General features: G+C 44.4%; 15 protein-coding genes. 3 read left to right on the top strand and 12 right to left on the bottom strand.

The window, feature by feature from the left end; genetic code table 11:
• Nucleotides 1-57 precede the first annotated feature (57 nt).
• Entirely contained in the window at nucleotides 58-1,032 is a 975-nt protein-coding gene (locus tag RB622_RS17345; RefSeq protein WP_308047847.1) for a ribonucleotide-diphosphate reductase subunit beta, read from the bottom strand.
• Nucleotides 1,033-1,768: 736 nt separating this feature from the next.
• On the opposite strand from RB622_RS17345, the gene RB622_RS17340 reads away from it, so the two are divergent.
• Nucleotides 1,769-2,245, top strand: a complete 477-nt coding sequence (locus RB622_RS17340) for a hypothetical protein (RefSeq protein WP_308047846.1) — start codon at nucleotides 1,769-1,771, stop codon at nucleotides 2,243-2,245.
• Between the two features lie 65 nt (nucleotides 2,246-2,310).
• On the opposite strand, the gene RB622_RS17335 is transcribed toward RB622_RS17340, so the two are convergent.
• The 3 genes from RB622_RS17335 to fdhA form a co-directional block, all read right to left on the bottom strand.
• Nucleotides 2,311-2,748: a hypothetical protein gene (locus RB622_RS17335; protein ID WP_308047845.1), complete on the bottom strand. Its 438-nt coding sequence runs from the start codon at nucleotides 2,746-2,748 to the stop codon at nucleotides 2,311-2,313.
• A gap of 28 nt (nucleotides 2,749-2,776) precedes the next feature.
• Nucleotides 2,777-3,226: a hypothetical protein gene (locus RB622_RS17330; protein WP_308047844.1), complete on the bottom strand. Its 450-nt coding sequence runs from the start codon at nucleotides 3,224-3,226 to the stop codon at nucleotides 2,777-2,779.
• 320 nt (nucleotides 3,227-3,546) lie between these two features.
• Nucleotides 3,547-4,737, bottom strand: a complete 1,191-nt coding sequence (gene fdhA, locus RB622_RS17325; RefSeq protein WP_308047843.1) for a formaldehyde dehydrogenase, glutathione-independent — start codon at nucleotides 4,735-4,737, stop codon at nucleotides 3,547-3,549.
• Between the two features lie 202 nt (nucleotides 4,738-4,939).
• Here fdhA and RB622_RS17320 point away from each other — a divergent pair, with 202 nt between their 5' ends.
• Nucleotides 4,940-5,854, top strand: coding sequence for a helix-turn-helix domain-containing protein (locus tag RB622_RS17320; RefSeq protein WP_308047842.1), 915 nt, complete (start codon nucleotides 4,940-4,942; stop codon nucleotides 5,852-5,854).
• A 104-nt stretch (nucleotides 5,855-5,958) separates the two neighbouring features.
• Here RB622_RS17320 and RB622_RS17315 read toward each other — a convergent pair whose 3' ends face one another.
• The 6 genes from RB622_RS17315 to RB622_RS17290 form a co-directional block, all read right to left on the bottom strand.
• The gene (locus RB622_RS17315) at nucleotides 5,959-8,577 is read right to left on the bottom strand and encodes a glycoside hydrolase family 95 protein (RefSeq protein ID WP_308047840.1); all 2,619 of its coding nucleotides are present in this window, start codon (nucleotides 8,575-8,577) and stop codon (nucleotides 5,959-5,961) included.
• Between the two features lie 168 nt (nucleotides 8,578-8,745).
• Complete coding sequence (locus tag RB622_RS17310) at nucleotides 8,746-10,458, bottom strand: RagB/SusD family nutrient uptake outer membrane protein (RefSeq protein ID WP_308047839.1); 1,713 nt, start codon at nucleotides 10,456-10,458, stop codon at nucleotides 8,746-8,748.
• A 12-nt stretch (nucleotides 10,459-10,470) separates the two neighbouring features.
• Nucleotides 10,471-13,650, bottom strand: coding sequence for a TonB-dependent receptor (locus RB622_RS17305; RefSeq protein WP_308047838.1), 3,180 nt, complete (start codon nucleotides 13,648-13,650; stop codon nucleotides 10,471-10,473).
• A gap of 259 nt (nucleotides 13,651-13,909) precedes the next feature.
• Entirely contained in the window at nucleotides 13,910-15,565 is a 1,656-nt protein-coding gene (locus tag RB622_RS17300) for a sodium:solute symporter (protein WP_308047837.1), read from the bottom strand.
• Nucleotides 15,566-15,592: 27 nt separating this feature from the next.
• Nucleotides 15,593-16,825 (bottom strand): enolase C-terminal domain-like protein, encoded by a 1,233-nt coding sequence (locus tag RB622_RS17295; RefSeq protein WP_308047836.1) that lies wholly within the window; start codon nucleotides 16,823-16,825, stop codon nucleotides 15,593-15,595.
• An 18-nt stretch (nucleotides 16,826-16,843) separates the two neighbouring features.
• Nucleotides 16,844-17,656 carry an SDR family oxidoreductase gene (locus RB622_RS17290; protein WP_308047835.1) on the bottom strand — a complete coding sequence of 271 codons (813 nt, stop codon included), beginning with the start codon at nucleotides 17,654-17,656 and terminating at the stop codon, nucleotides 16,844-16,846.
• A gap of 303 nt (nucleotides 17,657-17,959) precedes the next feature.
• Here RB622_RS17290 and RB622_RS17285 point away from each other — a divergent pair, with 303 nt between their 5' ends.
• Nucleotides 17,960-18,862 carry an AraC family transcriptional regulator gene (locus tag RB622_RS17285; RefSeq protein WP_308047834.1) on the top strand — a complete coding sequence of 301 codons (903 nt, stop codon included), beginning with the start codon at nucleotides 17,960-17,962 and terminating at the stop codon, nucleotides 18,860-18,862.
• 13 nt (nucleotides 18,863-18,875) lie between these two features.
• Here the strand turns inward: RB622_RS17285 and RB622_RS17280 are convergent, their stop codons facing one another.
• Nucleotides 18,876-20,330, bottom strand: coding sequence for a DUF1501 domain-containing protein (locus RB622_RS17280; protein ID WP_308047833.1), 1,455 nt, complete (start codon nucleotides 20,328-20,330; stop codon nucleotides 18,876-18,878).
• Nucleotides 20,331-20,476: 146 nt separating this feature from the next.
• Nucleotides 20,477-22,795 (bottom strand): PSD1 and planctomycete cytochrome C domain-containing protein, encoded by a 2,319-nt coding sequence (locus tag RB622_RS17275; protein ID WP_308047832.1) that lies wholly within the window; start codon nucleotides 22,793-22,795, stop codon nucleotides 20,477-20,479.
• Between the last annotated feature and the right edge of the window lie 450 nt (nucleotides 22,796-23,245).

Here is a 23,245-nt window from a genome sequence, read left to right as displayed (position 1 = left end):
GCTTTAAATATTGTTGATGTCTTATATATCGGTGTGATCAATTTCTTTTTTGAAAGTCTAGAACAGGTCAAAAGCCGAGATACTCTTGTCATGCTTCGTGTAGTCCACCGGGCGTTTCGCAAAGAAATCATCTAGGCTGTTGGCAAATACCTCTTCTTCAAACCATTGCAAAAGTTTCACATCGGCAATAGCCAGGTTAAACTGACGCGGCAAACCTATTTTTTCAAGGCTGTCATCAGCACGGTATTTCATGAAATTGATCAAATCTTCTTTGTTGATACTTTCAATTTCACCTTCGCTGAAAATCCAGTCGATAATACGGGATTCCACATCGATTGAAGAACGTACCAGTTTTGTGATATCACTCACGGTCTCAACATCGAACATCTCCGGATATTCCTCACGGATTTTGTTTACCAGATAAATACCGGCATTGGCATGGATCTGCTCGTCGATTGACGTCCAGGCGATGATATTGCTCACATTTTTCATCAAACCTTTAAAGCGGGCAAATGACAAAATGATAGCAAACTGACTGAACAAACTTACGTTTTCGATCAGGATCGAGAATAGTATAAGCGAGGTCGCGTATTCCTTTCTGTCGGTTGACTTGGCATTACCCAAAGCCTGTGTAAGATAGTCGATACGCTCACGAATTACAGGCTCTTCAACCAGTGTTTCAAACTGGTTTGAATAACCCAAAACTTCCAGCAGACGTGAATATGCTTCTGAATGGCGGAATTCACATTCCGCAAATGTAGCGCCTAACCCATTAAACTCAGGTTTTGGCAAATGATTGAAAAGATTACCCCAGAACGATTTTACCGATACTTCAATCTGCGCAATGGCAAGCAAACTGTTTTTCACGGCATTTCTTTCTGCCGGGCTCAAATGTGAATGAAAATCCTGCGTATCCGCAGTAAAATCTACCTCCGAGTGTACCCAAAATGCCTTGTTGATCGCTTCTGTAAATTGTAATATTTCAGGATATTCAAAAGGTTTATACTGTAATCTTTTATCAAAAATACTCATTCTTAATGGTGTTTTATATGCTTACAAATTCATATCCAATGCTGATCAAGGGGCTTAAACCTTCGTTTTTAAGACAAAAAACCAAAAAAAAGTGATCATGGTATCCTGTTTAACTTAAATTATAATAGGATAATTCTCACTGTTTTCGAAGTTTCAAGCGCAATAAAACGTTCCTGAAATGCCTCCACAACCGCCAACAAAGCTACAAATTATATTCAATTATTTTCAAAATTTGTAAACTTTTAAAATTAATGAAATATTTAAATCATTGATTATAAGTTATTTGAATAATTATTTTTGCTAACTTTTTTATTTTGATAATTCTACACGATGTAATTTAAAATCACACTTCTCATCAAACAATATAAAGTATTATCACTCACCATTTTGACGTAAAAAAGAGTTCATCCAGCCTTTCCAGGCGATGATTATGATCTTTTGATAACAAACTGATCTGCAAGGAGAATAAAATCCGGCATATATACGTCAGGTTTATCAAGGGCCGTCCAAAAACGAAATAGGAAATAAGTAATTTTACAAGGATTTACAAGCGACCGACTACATTGGCGCATTTCAGGCCTCATCATGCTCACGCTTAAATCTATAACCGTGTATTTTCGATCATATCTGTATTAGGATTAATTCCAAATTTTCCCTTCCGCGCCAAAAATCGATTCATATGCACTCTTTTGTCTTTTAAGGTGTTTAAGTTTGAGGTAGCTAAACAGTTATTGCCATGGTTACCCAGAAAACGTATCGAAAATATGGTCCTCTCACTGAACTTCAGATCAAACGTCTGCAAAAGTTAAGTGAGTTTGACGGGACAGATCCGGTCGAGCATATCAGAAATGCGGTTGACAAATATTTACAGAATCTCAAAGTAAATTTTACACCGCCGAAGGAAGAAGAAATTTCTGCTGAGCTGAAAAATCGTTATGAAGATCCTAATATGTCCCGGGCTGTATGGTTTGAAGGTGTTGTAGACCGGTACGAATTTTCCGCACTGATCCTGAACCTCCCCTATAAGCTGGGCATTGACAAGGGAAGAATTTCAAAATTGGCAATCTGGGACCCTATCATCAAAGAAAACACGCATAATTTTATCAGTGCCTGCATTGTCAACTACGACCGTGGCTGGGATATACGGCCAAGCAAAATCGCCGAGCCTTATTACAATAAGGTGAAATCGCTTATCGAAAATTCGCTTCGCTAGACCTTTCAATTCGAAAATTCCGGAATAAAATGAAGTGACAGTCCAGCCGTTGATTTACGGCTGTGCTACTTTTTTACCTCATTCAAAAAATCGAGAATTACCGCCTCCATTTTTTCCATCGGTTGCATTTCTATGGACAGAATGGGGACATTTTTCTTTTTGGCGAAATGGCAGAATAACCCATAGGCATGAGACTGGGCCAGGTCGATGCATTCTCTAATGCAACTAACGGCATCGGGAGTTACACCCTTTTCGATCATTTCAGTTCTTGGGAAATAAAATTTGGTAAGATACCGGCAGTGCGCAATTTCCTCTGTTTTGGCGGATACGGTAATAAAAGCCATTTCGGTGTGAATAGAAAGTTGTTGATTTTCCAGACCGACAATACGCGAATCCACCCTGCTGCCAGTATTTCCTGTAAATTCGCCGCCATTAATTTTTACAAGAACACTCTCATTAACGTCAAAATTTGAATTGACGACCAGTAACGTATAATAGTTCATTCTTCAAGCCTTAAGATAATTTCCAAACCTAATTTGCTGGTATTTGATGTTCCTTTAGGAAGGCCTGTACACCTTCGATAAAGCTACTTACAGGAGTCGTCTCAATCGGCGCCAGTGGGACTTCGTTTTCCGTTGAAAGCAGGTTGAACACCGAGTAAGATTGCGCCTGGGCGAGATGCGTGCATTTTGTCAGTGCATCGATCGCATCCTGGTTCACACCGGAGGTGAGCAGGTTTTTACTTTCAAATGTAAAGGTCGAAATAAACTCGCCGTCAGCCACCACGTAAACCTGCGGCCGTGATAACGCCACATACTTGATATTCGTCAGGATCGTGAGCACATTTTTAGTATACTCCTGATAAAAGGAAACAACAGACAATCCTTTTTGATTACCAAACTCATTCTGCTGCACTCTTTTTAAAACCGCCTCATCTACTGTAAATGATATATTTTCAGCACTTTTGATAGAAAAATCCATTCCTGTTTTAAAGAACGTTAGGTTTATTGTAATGATAAAGGACGCAAGTTAACCATTATTCCGGCGTTAAAATGCTTTAAACCCGATTCCCATGCTAAATAACCAGGAAGCCTGAGCAGCAATCCGAGGCTGGTTGCTAACCAAAGGAGTTTATTTTACTGTAAAGTCAGACAATGGCCGGATGTCAACTGATGCGTCAGGCAGATTCCTTTTCCAAGGTCCGTCAGATGAATAAAAACGGGACTCATTTTTGTTAAATGAGTCCCGTTTTTGAATCTATTACTCCGGGTCATAATCCGGATTGCAGCTTTCGTAGCCTATTAATTCGCAATCATGTTGTGTGGGTCGATGACGAACTTCTTTGCGGCCCCTTTGTCAAAATCACTGTAACCTTTCACCGCGTCGTTCAACGAAATAACCTCGACATTTACAGCATCGGCTATCTTGATCTTATCATACAAAATAGCATTCATAAGCTGCCGATGATATTTCATTACCGGACATTGACCTGTATGTATTGAATGTGACTTAGCCCAGCCAAGACCGATACGTATACTCAGGCTTCCTTTTTTTGCCGCATCATCCACAGCGCCCGGATCTCCGGTCACGTAGAGTCCTGGGATGCCAAGTTGTCCACCTGCCCGGGTCACTTCCATGATCGAGTTCAGAACGGTGGCCGGTTGTTCCACATTGCTGTCATGCCCATGACCTTTTGCTTCGAAACCAACGCAGTCTACCGCGCAATCAACTTCGGGAACGCCTACGATTGCCTCGATCTGTTCGGCAAGGGTTGCATCCTTTTTCAAATCAATTACTTCGCACCCAAAGCTTCGGGCCTGTGCAAGCCTTTCGTCGATCATATCCCCGACGATAACAAGTGCCGCGCCCAGCAGGTGACAGGATGCCGCGCAGGCAAGCCCTACCGGACCTGCACCGGCAACATACACGATGCTGCCCGGTCCAACGCCCGCCGTTACTGCGCCGTGGAAACCGGTTGGAAAAATATCGGACAACAAAGTCAGGTCCTTGATCTTTGCCATCGCGTGGTCACTGTCGGGGAATTTGAGCAGGTTGAAATCAGCATACGGTACCATCACATACTCGGCCTGACCACCTACCCAACCACCCATATCCACATAGCCGTAAGCAGCTCCGGGACGTGATGGGTTTACATTCAGACAGATACCCGTCTGACCAGCCTTGCAATTTCGGCAGCGCCCGCAGGCGATGTTGAATGGGACTGATACCAGGTCGCCGACCTTTACAAATTCAACATCCCTTCCTGCTTCAATGACCAAACCGGTAATCTCGTGGCCGAGTACCAGTCCTGTGGGCGCCGTCGTACGTCCCCTGACCATATGTTGATCACTGCCGCAAATATTGGTCGATACAATTTTGAGGATTACCCCATGTTCACATTTTCGGCCTCCCAGGGAAAGTTTCGGATATTCTATTTCCCTTACCTCGACAACTCCTGGGCTAACGTAGGCCACTCCATGATTCTGACACATATGATTATAATTTTAAATGTTCTTGCGCTGTTATGAAACTGATTTAAAACAAAACCCAATATAGCTATACAGGAATAATAGCAATAGAACAATCCTCTTTTTTAGTGGAACAATGATATAATTATTAAGAATGCGGGAGTAGACTCAGGGGAACCCTGCCTTATTTTCTTAGTCAGATTATTAAGTTTCTTCAAAAAATCAAATGCAGAAAGCAATGAACCAGGCATGCCATCTTTCTCAGATAAACCTCAGTGATAGCACAAAACGCGATTCACTTGTAGAACATAGAAGGGTGTACAGCCTTAAGCACTGCGAATTGAATATCTTTGAAACGTCTCAAAGATGCTCGGATGTGACGCTTTCATATAATGGTCTGGTCGTTTCAAGCATGATGAGAGGCAAGAAGGTTATTTCCCTTTCCGGAGAAAAGGAATTTGATTTTTTACCCGGGGAGAGTGTCATCCTACCTGATCATGTATCCATGCGCGTGGACTTTCCGGAGGCTGACATAAACCATCCTGTACAATTCGCGACGTTGACGCTCGACTGGGACGTTGTGGATAAGAACCTGGAATTTCTCAACGAGCACTATCCCAACAGCGAAGCCCCTTTTCAATGGCAGCTTAATTTCAGCAAATACCACTTCGTAAATAATAAGGAACTGGCCGGCAGTATCAATAAATTAATCAGCATCAGCATGGAAACTGATCCTGCCAAGGACGCCCTTGCAGATCTTTCGCTTAAATTTCTACTATTAAGAATTATTCAGACACAAAATCTGGCATCGGTTCAGGAAACCATTTCAAATGCAGGTCGCTTTGCTGAGGTCATCGATTTTATCAATCGGCATCTTGTGGAAAAAATAAGTGTCGATATGCTGGCGCGTGAGTGCTGTATGAGCCGGTCGACATTTTTCCAATCCTTCAAGCATCAGTTTTCGATAACGCCTCTGGAATATATTTTGCGTGAGCGCATACGACTCGCCAAGGTACTGCTTGAAAATTCCCAGCTGAATATTACTGAAATCTGTTACCAGTCAGGCTTCAACAACCTGAATTATTTTATCAGGCAATTCAAAAAACAGGAAGGAATATCCCCTAGTTTGTTCAGAAGTTAAGTTCGTGCAGGTTATTGCAATTCCAGTTGTTGGGAGACGAATTTCCGGAAGCCCCCCAGCTCCCGGAAATTCCCCAATATATTATGGGGTGCCCCACCAGCTCTTTATTTACTTCGGATGGTGTATTCTTTCCCCTTGATCGTTTCAAAATCCTGCACAGCAGTCGGTTCAACGGTCAATTTTGAAGCCTGCGTTCCGCCATGTAACAATGGGTTTCCCGGGTTAATGAAAGTGAAAAGATCATTAGCATTTACGTCCGTGGCTTCTGTCGATTTCACACCGGCTATTTCCACTGGTTTATTTGTTCTAATACGGCATTTCCCGCCAAGCATTGACCGCACCGAAGCGTGTTTCACTTTCCCGTTTTCCCATTCCATGTCTATTTCAAAACCACCTCTTGCTTTCAACCCCTTAACCTTTCCCGAACTCCACGCTTTTGGAAGTGCGGGCAGCAAGTGTATTTCACCGGCATGACTTTGCACCAACATCTCGGCAATACCTGCCGTTGCGCCAAAATTACCATCGATCTGAAAGGGTGGACAGGCATCAAACATATTGGGATAAAGGCCACCAAGTCCACGGCTCTTAGGATCGTTTTCTTTGACCAACGTAAACAGATTTGACAAAAGGGTATGTGCTTTATCTCCGTTCAGCAGTCGCGCCTGAATATTTATTTTCCAACCCATTGCCCATCCCGTCCCTTTGTCGCCACGACGTTCCATTGTCCTGGCAACGGCAGCATTCAGTTCCGGATTGGCCTGAGGATTTATTTGGTTGGAAGGATAAATTCCATAAAGATGGGAAATATGGCGGTGTTCCTTTTCTCCATCCTCAAAATCAAATTGCCACTCCTGCAATTGTCCGTATTTACCAATTTGATACGGAAGTAATTTTAATATTTTTGCTTTGATTTCCTTGTAAAGGCGCTCGTCTTCTATGCCCAAAACGTCCGATGCTTCAATAAATCTGGCAAATGACTCCCTGATAATGGCCATGTCCATGGTTGGGCCTGGACTCATTGTGGATGTTTTGCCCTCACCGTATTTGAAACTATGCTCAGGAGAATGACCAACCGGTGTCACCAGATAACCTTCTTTGTTCGGAACAAGCCAATCGTTATAGAACTGCACGGCTCCTTTTAACAAGGGATAAACTTCATTTTTAAGGAATTTTTTATCGCCATGAAAAAGATATCGTTCCCAGTAATGACTGGTCATCCAGCCCGCACCCATTGGCCAAAACGAGCAGATACATATATCAATCGGTTCGGTATGCCTCCAAATATCCGTGTTGTGATGCACGACCCATCCTTTGTTGCCATACATAGCGCGCGCGGTAGCAGCGCCATTTACCGAAAGCTCTTTGACCATTTTTAAAAAAGGCTCGTGGCATTCTGATAAGTTCGTAATCTCAGCAGGCCAGTAATTCATTTCCGCATTGATATTGGTCGTATAAGCACCGTTCCAGGGCGGAATTATTTTATCATTCCAAATTCCCTGTAGGTTCAGCGGCTGCCCGCCCGGCCTGGAACCGGCAATCATCAGATAACGCCCAAATTGGTAGAAGACTGCAGCCAGGGCCTGGTCCTGACCATTTGAAAACAACTGTATGCGCTTATCCGTAGTAAGCCTGGATTGCTCTCCAGGGCTACCAATCTGAATTTGTGATCTGTTAAAAAGTTTTTGATAATCCGCAAGATGGATCTGACGCAGCACGTCATAACTTTTATTATCGGTAGAAGCCAGAAACTTCTTTGTCAGCTCAGCAGGAACGAGCCCTTCTGTCACAGGGCTTTTGTCAAATCCATTGAAACTGGTGACACAGCTCAATATAATAACGACTTCGGTGGCATCTGTAATCGTTAGTTTCTGGTCAGAAAACAGAACTTTACCGCCTTTATGGGTTTCCTTGATCCTTGCCTCAAAGCCAGTTCCCCAGCCATTAGCGTCGTCACCGTACAGGATTTGGGAAGCATCAGGTAATGGCGAACCATCCTTGTCAAAAATCTCCGGATACTTGTTCTGATCACCAGCCTTTTCGACCTGCGACAGCGTACGCCGAAGTACAAAACCAGGAGCCTTACCCGACATGACCAACTGATTGTTGCCGGATGAGAATTTTGCCAGGGGCTTATGCAGCGTTGAAAAACTAATTTCTCCGTTGATCTTTTCAGCTCCGTCGGCAGACAATTTTATAACGATGATCCTGTTGGGGTAACTCGCGAAGATCTCTCTTTTAAATTTCGTTTTGTTTACAGTATACTGAACACTGGAAACCGCAGTCGATAAATCAAGTGAACGGCGATAGTCCGTTGCCGGGGCCGCATGTTTAAAATTCATCCAGAGATCTCCCAGCGGCTGATAATCCTGATGATTCCGTCCAAGCCACTCGTCACTTATCATACTTTGGCCTTCGCTGTATTGCCCGTCCTTGAAAAGCTGGTCGACGTTTTTAAACTTTTTCCTGATGTCGATCGAAGTAAATGTACCCTTTGGGTCACCGGAATAGAGGGTTACTTCATTGAGCTGCAAATGTTCCTGCTCGACACCGCCAAAAATCATGGCTCCCATATAACCGTTGCCAATTGGGAGCGCTTCTGTCCAAACTTCAGCAGGTTTATCGTACCATAAGGTAAGGTCCCGGGAGTCGCTTTCAACTGGTTTGACCTGGGCAAATAAGTGCGTACTTATAAAAAGTATTCCGATTGCAAAAAAGAATTTCATTATAGTCATAGATGGTAAGGGGCTTAGGATAGCCAGGTAAAGTTACATTTCAAAAATCAGGGTTTCAAATTTGGTTACCTCAAAACCCAACAACGCAATATCGAAATTTTGATTTTAAAATCGGCTCAGCCCGCTGACTGACCGGCAGACTGAGCCGGTGCGAATTTGTTAATTATAACCCGGGTTCTGCTCAATTTTGGCATACACATTCCGGTTGATTTCCGTGAATGGTATCGGCCATAAATTGTGATATTGCTCTATGGAAAGACCAGATTTTTCGTTGTATTTTTTTGTCCGGTCATACAGTTTCCCCATACGGGTAAGGGTAACCATACGAAACTCTTCCGAATATAACTCTCTCATACGCTCGTCCAGCAGAAAATCGATGTTCACATCCGCGGCCGTAATCGAGAACGTTTTTGCCCTTGCCCTTACCACATTCAGATCGGCGGCAGCACTGGCTTTATCGCCCTTCTGAAGATATGCTTCGGCTCTCAAAAAGTACGTTTCCGGTAAGCGTATCAGGTAATTATCACGAAACAATTCGCTTCCATTGATCAGTAATTTTCCACCAAGCGGTGACACCAGCGCGTTGCCGGCAGCATCCTTCTGAATGTAAGCATCCGGAAAATCCCCTGCTGAAATCGTGTTCTTTTTTAGGATCGGAAACCAGTTTCTGATCGTATCCGCGAAGCTCGTTGTTCTATCCTTATACCCGTCTTTTACGTAATATTTGCCGTAATCCGGGGAGTTGGTGGGAACTCCGTCAATCTGAAAGTCACGGATGATGTTGTATTCTGAGTTTCTGATGTCTGTTTTACCACCGGCCCACATCGTGTAAAGTACAAATGTAGTCGGGCGCATCCAACCTACCCCACGACCCGACCATTTTTCATTGGGTCCTTTGATCGCACTGACACTTTTACCGTCCACCGCCGATTTAATGGTAACACTTTGCATCAACGGCATGATCGCCCATTGTTGTGCATCACGCTGCGTGGACGCCGGGTTCAGGTAATCAGACTGGATCACATAAAGCCCTTCCCGGTTGCCACTGGTTCTGTTTTGATTGCCAAGCTCAAACAGGTCGCGATATACATCGCCTGGCTGGGATTTACGTGCACCAAAACGCTCAGTCATCAATCCAACGCCAGGATAGCTAATCACCTGCGTCGCCATATTAATCGCCTCATCGTAAGATTTTAACGAGATATAAACCTCTGATAAGATATGCTGCGCGACTTGCTTGTTGACGGCTCCGTCCTTCACGGCATCAATGTTCCCAAGACTCCCGATGGCTTCAAGCAGATCCGTTTTACACTGGGTATACACCGCATCACGGGTGGCACGAACAAAATCACGGCGGGGTACTTTAATTTCTTCTGTTATCAACGGAACGCCTCCGTACAGATTGGCCAGCATATTGTAGCCCCAGGCCCTGAAAAACAGTGCCTGAGCACGGAACAATTTTTTATCCGCGTCATTCAATTTGGTAGATAGCGGAGCCCGGCTGATCACGACATTGGCATTGGAAATGATCTGATAAACACTCTCCCAAATGACCTGTGGAGGCCCGAAAGTCGGAACCATCGTATTTTTATAATCATTAAGCTTTACCGCGGGCTGATAATCCGTGGCATTCACCGCAAAATCTGTGGCATAGCGCAAAGCGAAGTACGCATCCAGATTTATTCCGCCAAATGCAATATTTCGAATCCGGTTATGCAAAAAGTTAACTGCTGACTGAAACTGCGCATTCGTTTCCAATGAATTATCCGGCGTGTAAAAGTCCAGTGGCTTTTCTTCCAGAAAATCGGTTTCGTTACAAGACAGCGAGGTGCCTAGTATCATTACGAGTATATACTTGAATATCTTTTTCATGTTGTTCTTCGATTAAAATTCAATGTTTAGCCCAACTGTATAGCTTTTAAGCAAAGGATATGCGCCCCTGTTCAGACCGGTTCCGGTTCCGGTTATGGTCCCGGTTTCAGGATCCCAGCCGTCCCAATCGCTGATCGTAACCAGATTTTTACCATTTACAAAGAGTTTGGCGCGGTTCAGCTTGATCTTCTGTGTAATATGTTTGGGCAAATTAAATGACAAAGTCACATTTTGCAGCCGCACGAAGTTTCTCTGGATGTAGGGAGAGAAAGTTTCGCCCAGTGCAACGGTATAATATCCGATCTGCCGGTAACGCGCGTTAGGGTTCTCAGGGGTCCAGTAGTCAAATTTGAAAATATTGCCGTTTGAGATATTATCAGGATTTGGCAATGTATTCCCCGGCTGTCCGTAATAGTATTTTTTTCCACCCTGGATAGAGTTAATGAAGAAACTGAATTCCCAGGCTTTGTATTTGAAACTATTCATGATACTGAAGCGATAGGACGGATCCGTGTATCCCAGAATTTTACGATCTGCCGCGGCAGTAAAAGCTTTGTCCTGGTTCATGTCCTCCACTTTGTATGTGCCATAGGTAAAACCTGCCGGAATTGCCCCTGCTTCCGAATCCGCCACTTGCCACATGCCGGTGATGTTGTAGTCATAAGCAACACCGTAGGGATGGTTAATGAAGATTTTGGAAGAGACCAGATCATCTTCTTTACCGTTCTTATCGGCATCGATGCCCAGAATACTGATCACTTTATTACGGTTCCGGGAGAAGTTCGTGGTGATATCCCAGGTAAAATCGCCTTTCGACACCGGCCTTCCCGACAAAGTCAGCTCCTGGCCCGTATTTTTCAGCTTGCCAATATTAGCCGGACTCTTGCTAAAACCATTCAAAAAAGGCAGGTCAACATCGAAAAGCAAGTTATAAGTATTGGAAATATACGTATTCAAACTTCCGGAAAGACGGTTCTTGAACAGGGAAAAATCAGCCCCAAAATTCAATGACTTCGTAGACTCCCACTTAAGATCACCATTGGCAAGGGCATTCATGTACTGCCCCTGTGCCGCGGCACCGTTATCGCCATAGAGATATCCGTTTCCGACAGAGGACGCAATCTTGGCTTGTGTCTGGTAACGGCCGACAGTCCTGTTACCGTTGATGCCGTACGATGCCCTCAGTTTCAGGTCATCCAAAAACGGAACATTGTCCTTAACAAATTTCTCTTCGCTGATGTACCAGGCGGCAGCCAACGAGGGAAAGACACCAAATTTATTTTTGGGGCCAAAACCCGAAAACCCGTCCCTTCTCATTGTTCCGGTCAGAATATACTTGTTTTTGTAACTGTAAATGACACGGATCATTGAATACAGACTTGCTTCCTTCCAGGCTTTGGACGTGTTACTTTGAAGCCCTGCCTGACCGGCATCTAACTTGTTATAGCCCAGGATATCGTTCGTAAAAAACTGCGAACGGGCAGTTGTGCCATCAAGCCGACGCTTTTCGAATCCGTACAAAAATGTGCCGGTAAACGAATGATCTTTCAAAGTCCTTTGATACGTTATGATGTTATCCAACGTCTGCGAATATTGCGTCGAGTCAACCTTATAAGCCTCTCCGTTGAAATTTTGGGCATTAGGGTTAAAATTGTTCCATTTGTAGCTGATCAGGTTTTGAGAAAAGTTTAACCTGTAGCTGAGGCCCTTTATAAAAGGTATATTGATATCCGTATAAATTACTCCGAACAAATTATTCCTTGTATCCCGATTTTGCTGCTGTATCTGTAAAAAAGGATTTACTCTGGAACCGTCCGGAAGCTTGATATACGCTCCGGAAGCGTCTTTGTAATCCAGTTGGGGAATCATAAACTGAACATCGTCCAGGCTTGGGGCAGCCCCCGAATAATTACCCAATCCTAAAAACGACTGGATACCTACTTTCATCCAGTTGGTGACCTGGGTATCCAGGTTAATCCTGAAATTGTAGCGCTTGTAGTTGTCGTTCTTTATCACATTCTGCTGGTTGGTATACCCCAGAGAGAAAAAATAAGAACTTAATTCATTCTTTCCGCTGATGCTTACATCATGGTTTTGAATGGATGGGGTTTTATTCGTCAGCAGATCCCACCAGTTTGTATCGGTTCCTTTTTGCATCCCTTCCAGAACCTGTGCGCTTACATATTTTGACGGATCAAAATCCGGATTCATGGTAAGCAGACCAGGACCCATCCGACTTAATGATAAATACCGGTCTCCTTTTTTTTTCAGAAATCCAGCGGCATCATCCGGAAGCATGGCCTTGTTGCTGATTTCCTGCAATGAATAGGAAGTGCTGTACTCAATAGTTGGTTTTTTGGTAGCCTTACCGGTTTTAGAAGTGATCAATATCACACCATTGGATGCCTGGGAGCCGTAAACCGCCGCGGCACTGGCATCTTTCAGTACATCAATAGAGGCGACGTCATTGGGATTTATATCCACAATACTTCCCCGATAAATAATCCCATCCAAAACAATAAGCGGGCCCGTTCCCCCGGAAATTGAGTTTCTCCCACGAATCGTAATGTCAGGGTCCTGACCAGCCTGCGTGGTCGCGCCCACATTCAAACCGGGAACCGCCCCCTGAAGAGATTGCAGAATACTCACGTTAGGCGACTCCTTAAAAGCATTCAGGTCGGCCCTGGATACGGCACCCGTGATGTCACGCTTTTTTGCCGTACCATAACCAACGACCACTACTTCTTCCAATGACTTGCTGTCGGGCTTTAATACGATATCGATTTTCCCCCGGCTACCCACCTCCATTTCCTGAGAAACATAACCGACATACGAAAAAATCAGAACAGACTTATCGCTTGCAACCGAAATTGAATACTCGCCAGAAGTATTTGATGATGTTCCGTTGGACGTTCCTTTAACCACCACGCTAACGCCGGGCAAACCTTCCCCTTTTTCATCGCTTATTTTCCCCGATACATTTATTTCTGCAACTTTTGATTTCGCTGTAAATTGGGCCGTTTTCGCTCCTTTTATTGATGTGCCTGGGTTTGCCAGGAGTGGCTTATTACACATCAGGACGGCAATGCCAACAATTAAACCTGTTCGCATAACACGTACGGTTTTCGAGCCTGGCAGACAAAACAAGCCCTGCCCGACTGAACTTTCAGTCTTGGTAAAAAAAAGTTTCATAATTTGAATAATTAAATTGTTGTAATTCCTTTCTGGCCGGACCACACCGTACCAGTTCGCATTCGTTCTCTTCTTTCAGGTTTGCGCTGTTTCCATATTATACTACCGATTATATATATACGTTATCATTTTTTTCAAATTCGGATATTGGTAAAACCTTATAACATCCCCCGGAATCATAACCAATATTTAAAAATTTATACGGTTCAAAAATCAAAGCTGGTGTGCGTTAATAATGCGGTGGTATGATTCAGAAAATTTATCGAAAGACCCAGAATAGACTACCCATAATGAAAAGCAGGACCACGGAGAGAAACTTGTAGTTACCAGGTCCTCTCCAACCGGGGCTTTCCAGCGCTTCAAATGGTGTTTTCCAAAATAATCCGATACTTTCCCGGGAATGAACAACCGGAAAGCGGCAGGATAAAGTCGCCTGTAAAATGGCGCAAAAGCAAAACAGATAAAACGCCATCATCATGAAAGGAATGCGGCCCATGATGGTTTCCGGATACAATTTATTCAATGTAAAAACCAACCCTCCCAAAGCCGATCCGATCCATAAAGTAAATTTCGCAGACACAGCCGAGGCCTTTTTCCAAAAAATTCCAAGAAGAAAAACACAGGTAATTGGTGGTGCAATATGTGCTATGATGTCGTTAAGTCCGTTGAAAATACTCTCGTAACTGTTAAGCAAAGGCAGCATAATCAGGGACAGCACCATCGAAAAACCCGCTGCCGCTTTGCCGACCATGATCAGTTTTTTGTCCGTGGCTTCCGGATTGCTGCGCTGATAAATGTCATAGCTTACGAGTGTCGATATGGAATTGAGCGCTCCGGATATCTGGCTCATCAGTCCGGAAAGCAGTGCCGCTACAAGTATCCCGATGAGTCCTTCCGGCAGCAATTGTGTGATCATTAAGGTATAAATCCCTTTGCTGTTTACCACTTTCCTGCCGTCCTCTATTGTCGTCAAAGCGGAAACATCCAAACCGCCTGTTTGTGACAGCGTGTAGGCAAACAGTCCCGGCAGTACAAAAATGAACACGGGTAAAATTTTGATAAACCCGCAAAAAAGAGGTCCGACACGTGCATGATTTTCATCTTTCGCCCCCAAAACACGCTGTACGATTGTCTGGTCAGCACACCAGTACCAAATCCCTAAAACAGGATATCCCAAAAACACGGCATACCAGGGCATGCCGCTTTCATCGCCATGCGGACGCATCATCGAAAGTCGATCCATCTGGCCCGAATCCCGTAGCACCTCGACCATCGGCTGCCATCCACCCATTTTATTATAGGCTGCCACACTGATAATGACGGCCCCGCAAAGCAACACAACAGTCTGAATCGATTCCGTCACGACCACTGCCTTCAACCCTCCGACGATGGTGTAAATGGCCGTGATGATAGAAATCCCGATAATGCTCAGGTACATATTGACTCCGAACAAGGTATGCAAAACAATGCCTCCGGCTAAAAGTGAAAACGAAATATGTACAATGATGGCAGACAAAACCGAAATTACGGCAAGCCAATCCCGACTGGCACGATCGTATCGTTTTTCCAAAAAATCGGGCAAGGTGGACACACCCGATCGTATGTAAAACGGTACGAAAAACAAAGCGAGCAATATGAGCACAAAAGCCGCCATCCATTCAAAATTTCCATTTAAAAGGCCTGTATCAAAACCGCTTTGGGCAAGACTTACCAGGTGCACGCATGATATATTGGTGGCAAACAGGGCCAGCCCGATCATTGGCCAGCGCAATGTTTTCCCGGCCAGAAAATATTCTCCGGCTTCATTCTGCACCTTGGCCCCATTTCTTTTATGCTTCAATCCCGCCCACAGACCAACAGCCAAAATAGCTGCGATGTACATTGCGCTTATCGAAATATCTATGAAATGAATCATTGTTAATAAAATAAATCTCAATTACATTTAATTCTTCAAAGCAATCAGATCGCAACTGCTACCTGCTTCCTGGGGTATTTTGTAAACGCCATTTTCAACGATGGCAGGATTGACAAAATGCTTTTGCAAATGAGGAATATGCTCTAAAAACAGCGCTTCATGCCCCATTGCTATGTGATTGAACAAGACCAGATGCTGATGAAGCTGGCCCATATCTCCGACGTGCGGAACAACGGGTATACCAAATTTTTTACATAACAAACTGATCGTTATAAATTCACTCACCCCGCCCACTCTAACAGCATCGACCTGAATAAACGCGGCCGCTTTTGCCTGCAAGTAGTTTTTAAAAATGACTTTATTGGGCACATGTTCGCCCAACGCCAGTTTCACGGGAGCCATGTGTTCCGCCAGTGTTTTATGGGCCAGAACATCGTCCGGATGGGTCGGTTCCTCGATCCAGTACGGGTTCATCGATTTCAACTGATCACAAATTGCCATAGCCTGGGAAAGATTCCATTGCTGGTTGGCATCGAGCATCACCTTAGCCTCGGGCCCAGCCACCTCTCTCACGATATGCGCACGGCGTATGTCCCTTTCAGGATCTGCCGAGCCTACTTTCAATTTCATGGCGGTAAATCCGCTGGCCAGGGCTTTGTGGCAATTCTCTCTGACTTTTTCATCGGAATAATTAAACCAGCCAACAGAAGTATCATATCCCGGATAGCCCCTGTCCAGTATATTTTCCCTGACATTCCTTGCCGGTTGTTCATCGTGCAATAAGGCCAGCGCCTGCTCTTTTGTAAGTTCATCTTCCAGATAAGAGAAGTCCAGGGTATTGACAATGGCCTCGGGGGAAAGTGTGGTAAGTAATTTCCAAAGCGGCAAGCCTCTTTTTTTTGCCCAAAGATCATAACAGGCATTCGTCACCGAAGCGAGCGCCAGATGCACCACACCTTTGTGCGGCCCGAGCCATCGAAACTGCTGATCATCAGATAACTGTCTGAAGAGCGCACCAAAATCAGCCATGGTTTCTTCAATATCTTTCCCAACAAGCTTTTCAGCGTAATACTGCGCAGCCTGGCATACCAGATCATTTCCTTTCCCAAGTGTAAATGCAAACCCGTTTCCAATGATCCCGCTTTCATCAATGAGCCGAGTGACGGCATAAGAGTAAACCGGATCGCGATGAATGGCGTCGCTGCCTGCATTGCTGTCCAGCTTGTACCTGACATCCCGAACCTCTATTCTTTTTATCATATCAAAAAAATCTGATTATCAATGCAGAGCACTTTTAAAATTCGTTGTTTTGAACATTCCATTAACCGTTTTCCTGTACCCAAGCTCTGCTCCGCCACTGACCGGCAATATGCAGCCCGTAATAAACCTGGCCATATCCGAAACCAAAAAAAGGCAGGCATCTGCGATGACATCGCCCTCCGGACAATAGCCCAATGCATGAATGCTATTCAGATAATCTTCTGCCTGATCGGGATTCGGTTGCTGCTCTGCCCAGATTTTTAACATGGGTGTAAGAACACCTGCCGGGGCAACGGTATTGACCCGAATGCCAAACGGCGCATAATCCAGTGCCATGGATTTTGTCAGGGCATTTATGGCACCTTTTGTCGCACTGTAAGCGGCATGAATTTCCTGTCCAATTTCTCCGACCAGGCTTCCTGTGTTCAAAATGTTCCCTTTTGAACGTTTCAATGCGTCTATTCCATAGCGGGTCGTATGGTAGATCCCTCCCACATTAACCTCAAACAACGCTTTCCATTCCGCTTCTGAGGTATCATGCAGAGCCTTGGAAGGGCTTGAAATGCCAGCATTATTATGGATTACATCAATTTTACCAAAAACGCGAAGGCATCGCTGGATTGCATCGTCTATCTCCTGACCATTTGAAACGTCGGCATAAATAAACAAAATATCGCTATGATTCAATTTCAGCTCAGCCTCCCTTAAGCTGGGCAGCTGGTTGCTTAGGATGCAGAGTTTTGCTCCCGCCTGCTGGTACACTTTGGCACATTCAAATCCAATGCCATCGGTGCCGCCTGTCAAAAAGATAACCTTATTTTCTAGTAGCATGTTGTTTAAAATATAAACCACCGAACAGGTTCATTTATAAAGTGGTATCGTGTGATGATATCGTTTTTCAAAAGTAATTCAACAATATAAATATTAATTTACTTAGCAAAAGTAGGATACAACTACGAGACAATGAATAGACCATTCACCTATTTTGATAGACAATTCTACTATTTTAAATTTTCACTACTATTCCATTTTATTTATTAAATGACAAATAGAATAGGAATAGTAAAATAAATCAACTATAATCGATGTAAACATTTTACCCGTCTTGACAATTCGATTAAAATTTATACAAATATGAGCAGTACTTTCAGAAGGCGTGATGGTTTTGAAGGAGAGAAACTGATTAGCCTGCCACCCGGCATCGTGCGCGACCTGATTCAAAAAAATCCGGCTCTGTTTCCCTTGTATATCACACATATCGGCTATTTCCCAAAGGCACAGTTTCACTACCGGGAGCGACGAAAAGGATGTGAAGACAACATATTCATCTACTGTGTTCAGGGAAAGGGACATTTTGTGATCGGCGAAAAGAAGTTTGATGTGACGGCCAATCAATTTATACTTTTACCGGCAACAGATACTTACATGCGATATTGGGCGAACAATGATGACCCCTGGACTATTTACTGGATACATTTCACCGGGGAAACGATCGGCAGTTACAATCAGTCCCTGCAAATTACCACCCAAAAGGGTCCCGTCAATATCCCGTTTAGCAAAAAAGCAATTGAATTGTGGCATCAGATATATCAGAGTCTGGAAATGGGGTATAGTATGGAAAACCTGGCCAACTCGAACATGAGCCTGAATTATTTTATCGCGCAATTTTTGTATCCCGACAAACACCTTTATCCGGATATTGTCGGCAAGAAAGATATCATTACCGAATCAATCACATACATGCGGCTCCACATTGATAAAAAACTTACCGTTGAGGACATGGCCAATATGCATAAACTTTCCTGTTCTCACTTTTCCATGTTGTTTCGAAAAGCGACAGGAATGCCGCCGCTGGATTATTTCACACATTTGAAAATGCAGAAAGCCTGTCAGCTGATTTATTCAAATGAGTCAAAAATTAAGGAAGTAGCCTTAAGTCTGGGGTACGAGGACCCCTACTACTTTTCAAGGGTTTTCCGAAAGAACATGGGGCAGTCGCCCGAACAGTACAAACTGACCGCAAAAAAGGTAGGATAGCTGCCCGAACAGCTTAAACGATTATTCCCTTCACCAATTTCCCGGCCACATCGGTGAGGCGGTAGCGACGTCCCTGGTGCTTAAACACCAGCTTCTCATGGTCAAGCCCAAGTTGATTTAAAATGGTTGCATGTAAATCATGGACATGCACCGGATCCTTTATAATATTATATCCAAAGTCATCGGTCTGACCATATTCAATCCCGGGTTTGATACCTCCGCCTGCCATCCAGATTGTAAATGCCCTTGGGTGATGATCCCGGCCATAATTTTCTTTGGTAAACTTCCCCTGACAATAATTTGTCCGGCCAAACTCCCCTCCCCAAATGACCAGGGTCTCATCCAGCAAACCACGTTGCTTCAAATCCGTAACCAGCGCCGCAGATGCCTGATCCACATCCATGCATTGGCCCTTTATTTCTTCAGGCAAACTCGAGTGACCGTCCCAGCCCTGATGATACAATTGTACAAAGCGCACCCCTTGCTCGGACAATTTCCTGGCCAACAGGCAATTGGCAGCATAAGTACCGGGCACCAGACATTCCGGCCCATACATTTTAACGATGGATTCCGGCTCCTTGCTTATGTCCGTAATTTCGGGCACCGCGGTCTGCATCCGGAATGCCATTTCATATTGCTGGATTTTGGTAACCACCTCCGGATCTCCAAACTCTCCAAACGTCCCCTCGTTCAATGCGGCCAGCTTATCAAGCATCTCCCGCCGTTCACTTCGATCCATTCCATCGGGATCACCAAGGTACAGAACCGGATTTTCGCCGCTGCTAAACTGTACACCCTGGTGCACCGAATCAAGAAAACCGTTCGTCCATAATTTAGAATATACACCCTGTCCGTTACCTTTTCCTCTCGACAACAAAACACAAAAACCCGGCAAATTCTGATTTTCACTACCCAGCCCATAACTTAGCCAGGCGCCCATGCTTGGACGGTTCCCCACCTGTGCCCCGCTTTGAAAAAACGTAAGTGCAGGATCATGGTTAATGGCGTCCGTATTCATAGATTTAATGATGCAGAGATCATCGGCAATCCGCGCAGTATGCGGTAATAATTCACTTATCCAGGCACCGGATTGTCCATGTTGGGTAAAATTAAATATAGACCCAGCCAATGGAAACTTAGTCTGATTGGCCGTCATCCCGGTCAATCTTTGTCCACCTCTCACAGACTCTGGTAAATCTTCCCCAAACATTTTATTCAGCAATGGCTTGTTATCGAACAGCTCATACTGGGAAGGAGCACCGTTTTGAAAAAGATAAATCACCCGTTTGGCTTTCGGTGCAAAATGCGGCAAACCAGCCATAATGTCATTTACACTACTGTCACCTCCCTTGAACATATCAGGTATTAACAGTGAACCCAAAGCGGCGCTTCCTATCCCCAAACTAAGTTTGGATAAAAAATGCCGGCGATTGGTATTCATTCCAAAATCAAAAACTGGTTTTTCCATATGTACTAGCTGTTGGCCTTTAGCGATTAACCGCCCCGCGGACCACTTTTAGCTTATTAATGTTATTATTTCTAATTTTCTTTTTGTACAAACTTTGTTCAACTGTTCCAGCAAAAGGAAGCTAACAGCCAACCGCTAAAAGCCAATCAAGATTTCGTGATCGTTTCCTCCATGTTATAGATCGTGCTGATCATCCGCATTAGCGCTGCGGCCTGGCCTATGTCGGCTACTTTCTCGTGCTTATATTCCCCAACATTCAGCACCCTTTCCGCTTTTCTTTTATCCTTTGAAAATTTCCCGAATTCATTGTTATAGTACTCCCGGAGAAGACCGACTTCCTTCTCAGTCGGGGCCCGGCACACAATCCGTTGAAACAATTCCTTTATTTTATCCTCGGTCGACAATTTCCGCCCCACCATACGCTCCGCAAGCACGCGTGATGCTTCCAGTACCGCCGGGTCATTGAGCATGATCAGCGCCTGCAAAGGTGTATTGGTCTTTTGTCTTTTCACCTCGCAATGGTCCCGGCTACTGGCATCAAAAACAATCATTGCAGGCGGGGGGAGCGTAAGCTTAATAAATGTATACATGCCGCGCCGGTAAAGCTGGCCACCTGTGTCCTGAACGTAAGTTCTTAAACTACCCCTGTTGGCTGTTGTGGCTTCCCAAATCCCTTTGGGCTGGTAAGGTTTTACACTCGCTCCGCCGATTTCGGGATTCAAAAGTCCGCTGCTGGACAACACAATATCCCTGATCATCTCGGCCGGAACGCGGTAACGGGCGCCTCTTGACAAATAAATATTCTCCGGGTCTTTCTCCTTTTTTTCCTTAGTCAATTTTGAAGACTGCCGGTAAGTGGCCGAAGTAACGATCTGTTTTACAAGCCGTTTAATATCCCAGCCATGCTCCATAAAGTCGACGGCCAGCCAGTCAAGCAAAGCCGGATGTGTTGGCAATTCGCCCTGCATCCCAAAATCACCGGTACTTTTTACAATCCCCCGGCCAAAAAATTCCTGCCATATCTGATTCACAAATACCCGTGCCGCCAGCGGATTTTCTTTACTTAATGTCCATTTGGCTAATCCCAAGCGATTTCTGGGATACTTGGTTGTGTCATATTTCATCACAGCCTGTAAACCACTTGCCGTGACTACCTTGCCGGGCGCGTCATACACCCCACGGTCAAGGATATGCGTAGCCCTGAGCGTATCATTTTCACCCATGACCGAAAGGGAGATCTTACTCGTGTCCCGGCTATTGATAAAGGTCAGAATATTCTTTACTTCAGCATTGGTGATGTCAAGTATTGGCGTAGTTGCCAACCCATTACCTTTCAGCGATTCCTGCCCTGCTTCTTTGGAATTATTAAAAAAAGCAAACAACCGGTAATAATCTTCCTGGGAAATTGGGTCGTACTTATGATCGTGACACTGGGCACATTCGACGGTAAGTCCCATCAATCCGGAACTGAAGGTTTTTGTTTTGTCCAGATTATATTCTATCCTATACTCTTCGGCAATAATTCCTGCCTCTTCATTGTATTTATGGTTCCTTAAAAAGGCCGTCGCCAATACTTGTTCCTTGCTGGCGTTCGGCAGCATATCGCCGGCAAGCTGCCAGGTAATAAACTGATCATAGCGCATGTTCCTGTTAAAGGCATTGATCACCCAGTCCCTCCATGGCCATTGCGTTCGTGCATTGTCATTTTGGTATCCAAAAGAATCCGCGAACCTGCCGATATCCAGCCAATACAAGGCCATTTTTTCTCCATACGACTTTTGGACAATCAGTTCGTCAACAATTTTCTCGTAGGATTTTTCACCTCCCTCCTTATCGATTTTTTGCTGCAGCGTCAGCGAAGGCGCCAGGCCTGTTAGGTCTAATGACAACCGTTTTATCAGCTGCTCCCGACTGGCTTCCGCACTGGGATCCAGTCCGTTCTCTTCCATTTTAGAGAGCGTAAAATAATCGATTTCATTTTTCGGCCATGAAGTATCCTCCACCTCTGGCAAAGCACTTTTTAGGGGCGCTACAAAAGCCCAGTGTTGCTCATATTTCGCTCCCTGATCGATCCATTTTTTCAACAAGCCAATTTCATTTTCGGTCAAAAGTCCTAAATGCGATTCGGGTGTTGGCATCTGATAATTCGGATCCACAGAAGTAATTCGCTTGTAAACTTCGGATGCCTCGGGGTTGCCGGGAATGATAGCAAAGCCATGTCCGTCTTTCAATTTAGCATAAGCACTCCCGGCCATATCCAGGCGGAGCCCTGCTTCCCGTTTTTTCGCATCCGGTCCATGACAAGCAAAACATTTGTCGGATAAAATGGGGCGGACATCAAAGTTATAGCTCACGGATTCATTGCTGCCCCCTCTTCGCAAAGTTCCATTTTTTTGAAAGCAAGAAATAACCAGCACGGCCATTAAAGCCAAGGACGCCATTAAAAAGAAAAACTGTTTTTTCATTCGCTAATCAATAAACCTGTCAAAAAATCTTTTTGCCTGGCATTCGCCTGGTTATGGGCTTTCACTGCCAGTCATGCATCCCACACTTTATCTTTTTTCTTCAACTACCAAAGTGCAATAGTCCTCATTTCTAATACACCGCCCGCGAACTTCTGGCGTTAAACCAGTCGATTCAGTAAAAGTAGTAGTGAAAAAATCCCATGGAAATGGATGAATCAGGTAATTAGATGGACAATACCATTAAAATTATAAACTAAACCGTTGGGTGCGTATGAACTTCATAATTCAAACACTTCTACTTAAAGTGATAGGTTACACAGAGCACCACAGAGGATAAAAGAGAGGCACAGAGGTTTACATATGCGGGCTGTTACAAAAGGCTTTCTACAAGTCATGCGTAGTTGAAAAAACTACGCATGACTTGTAGAGCGAGCAATGAATCGATACTTC

Origin of the sequence: Dyadobacter sp. LHD-138 (assembly GCF_030929615.1) — a bacterium.
Classification (GTDB): Bacteria; Bacteroidota; Bacteroidia; order Cytophagales; family Spirosomataceae; genus Dyadobacter.
Note: the sequence above shows the minus strand (reverse complement) of the source record. Positions and strands in the feature narration are given on the sequence as shown.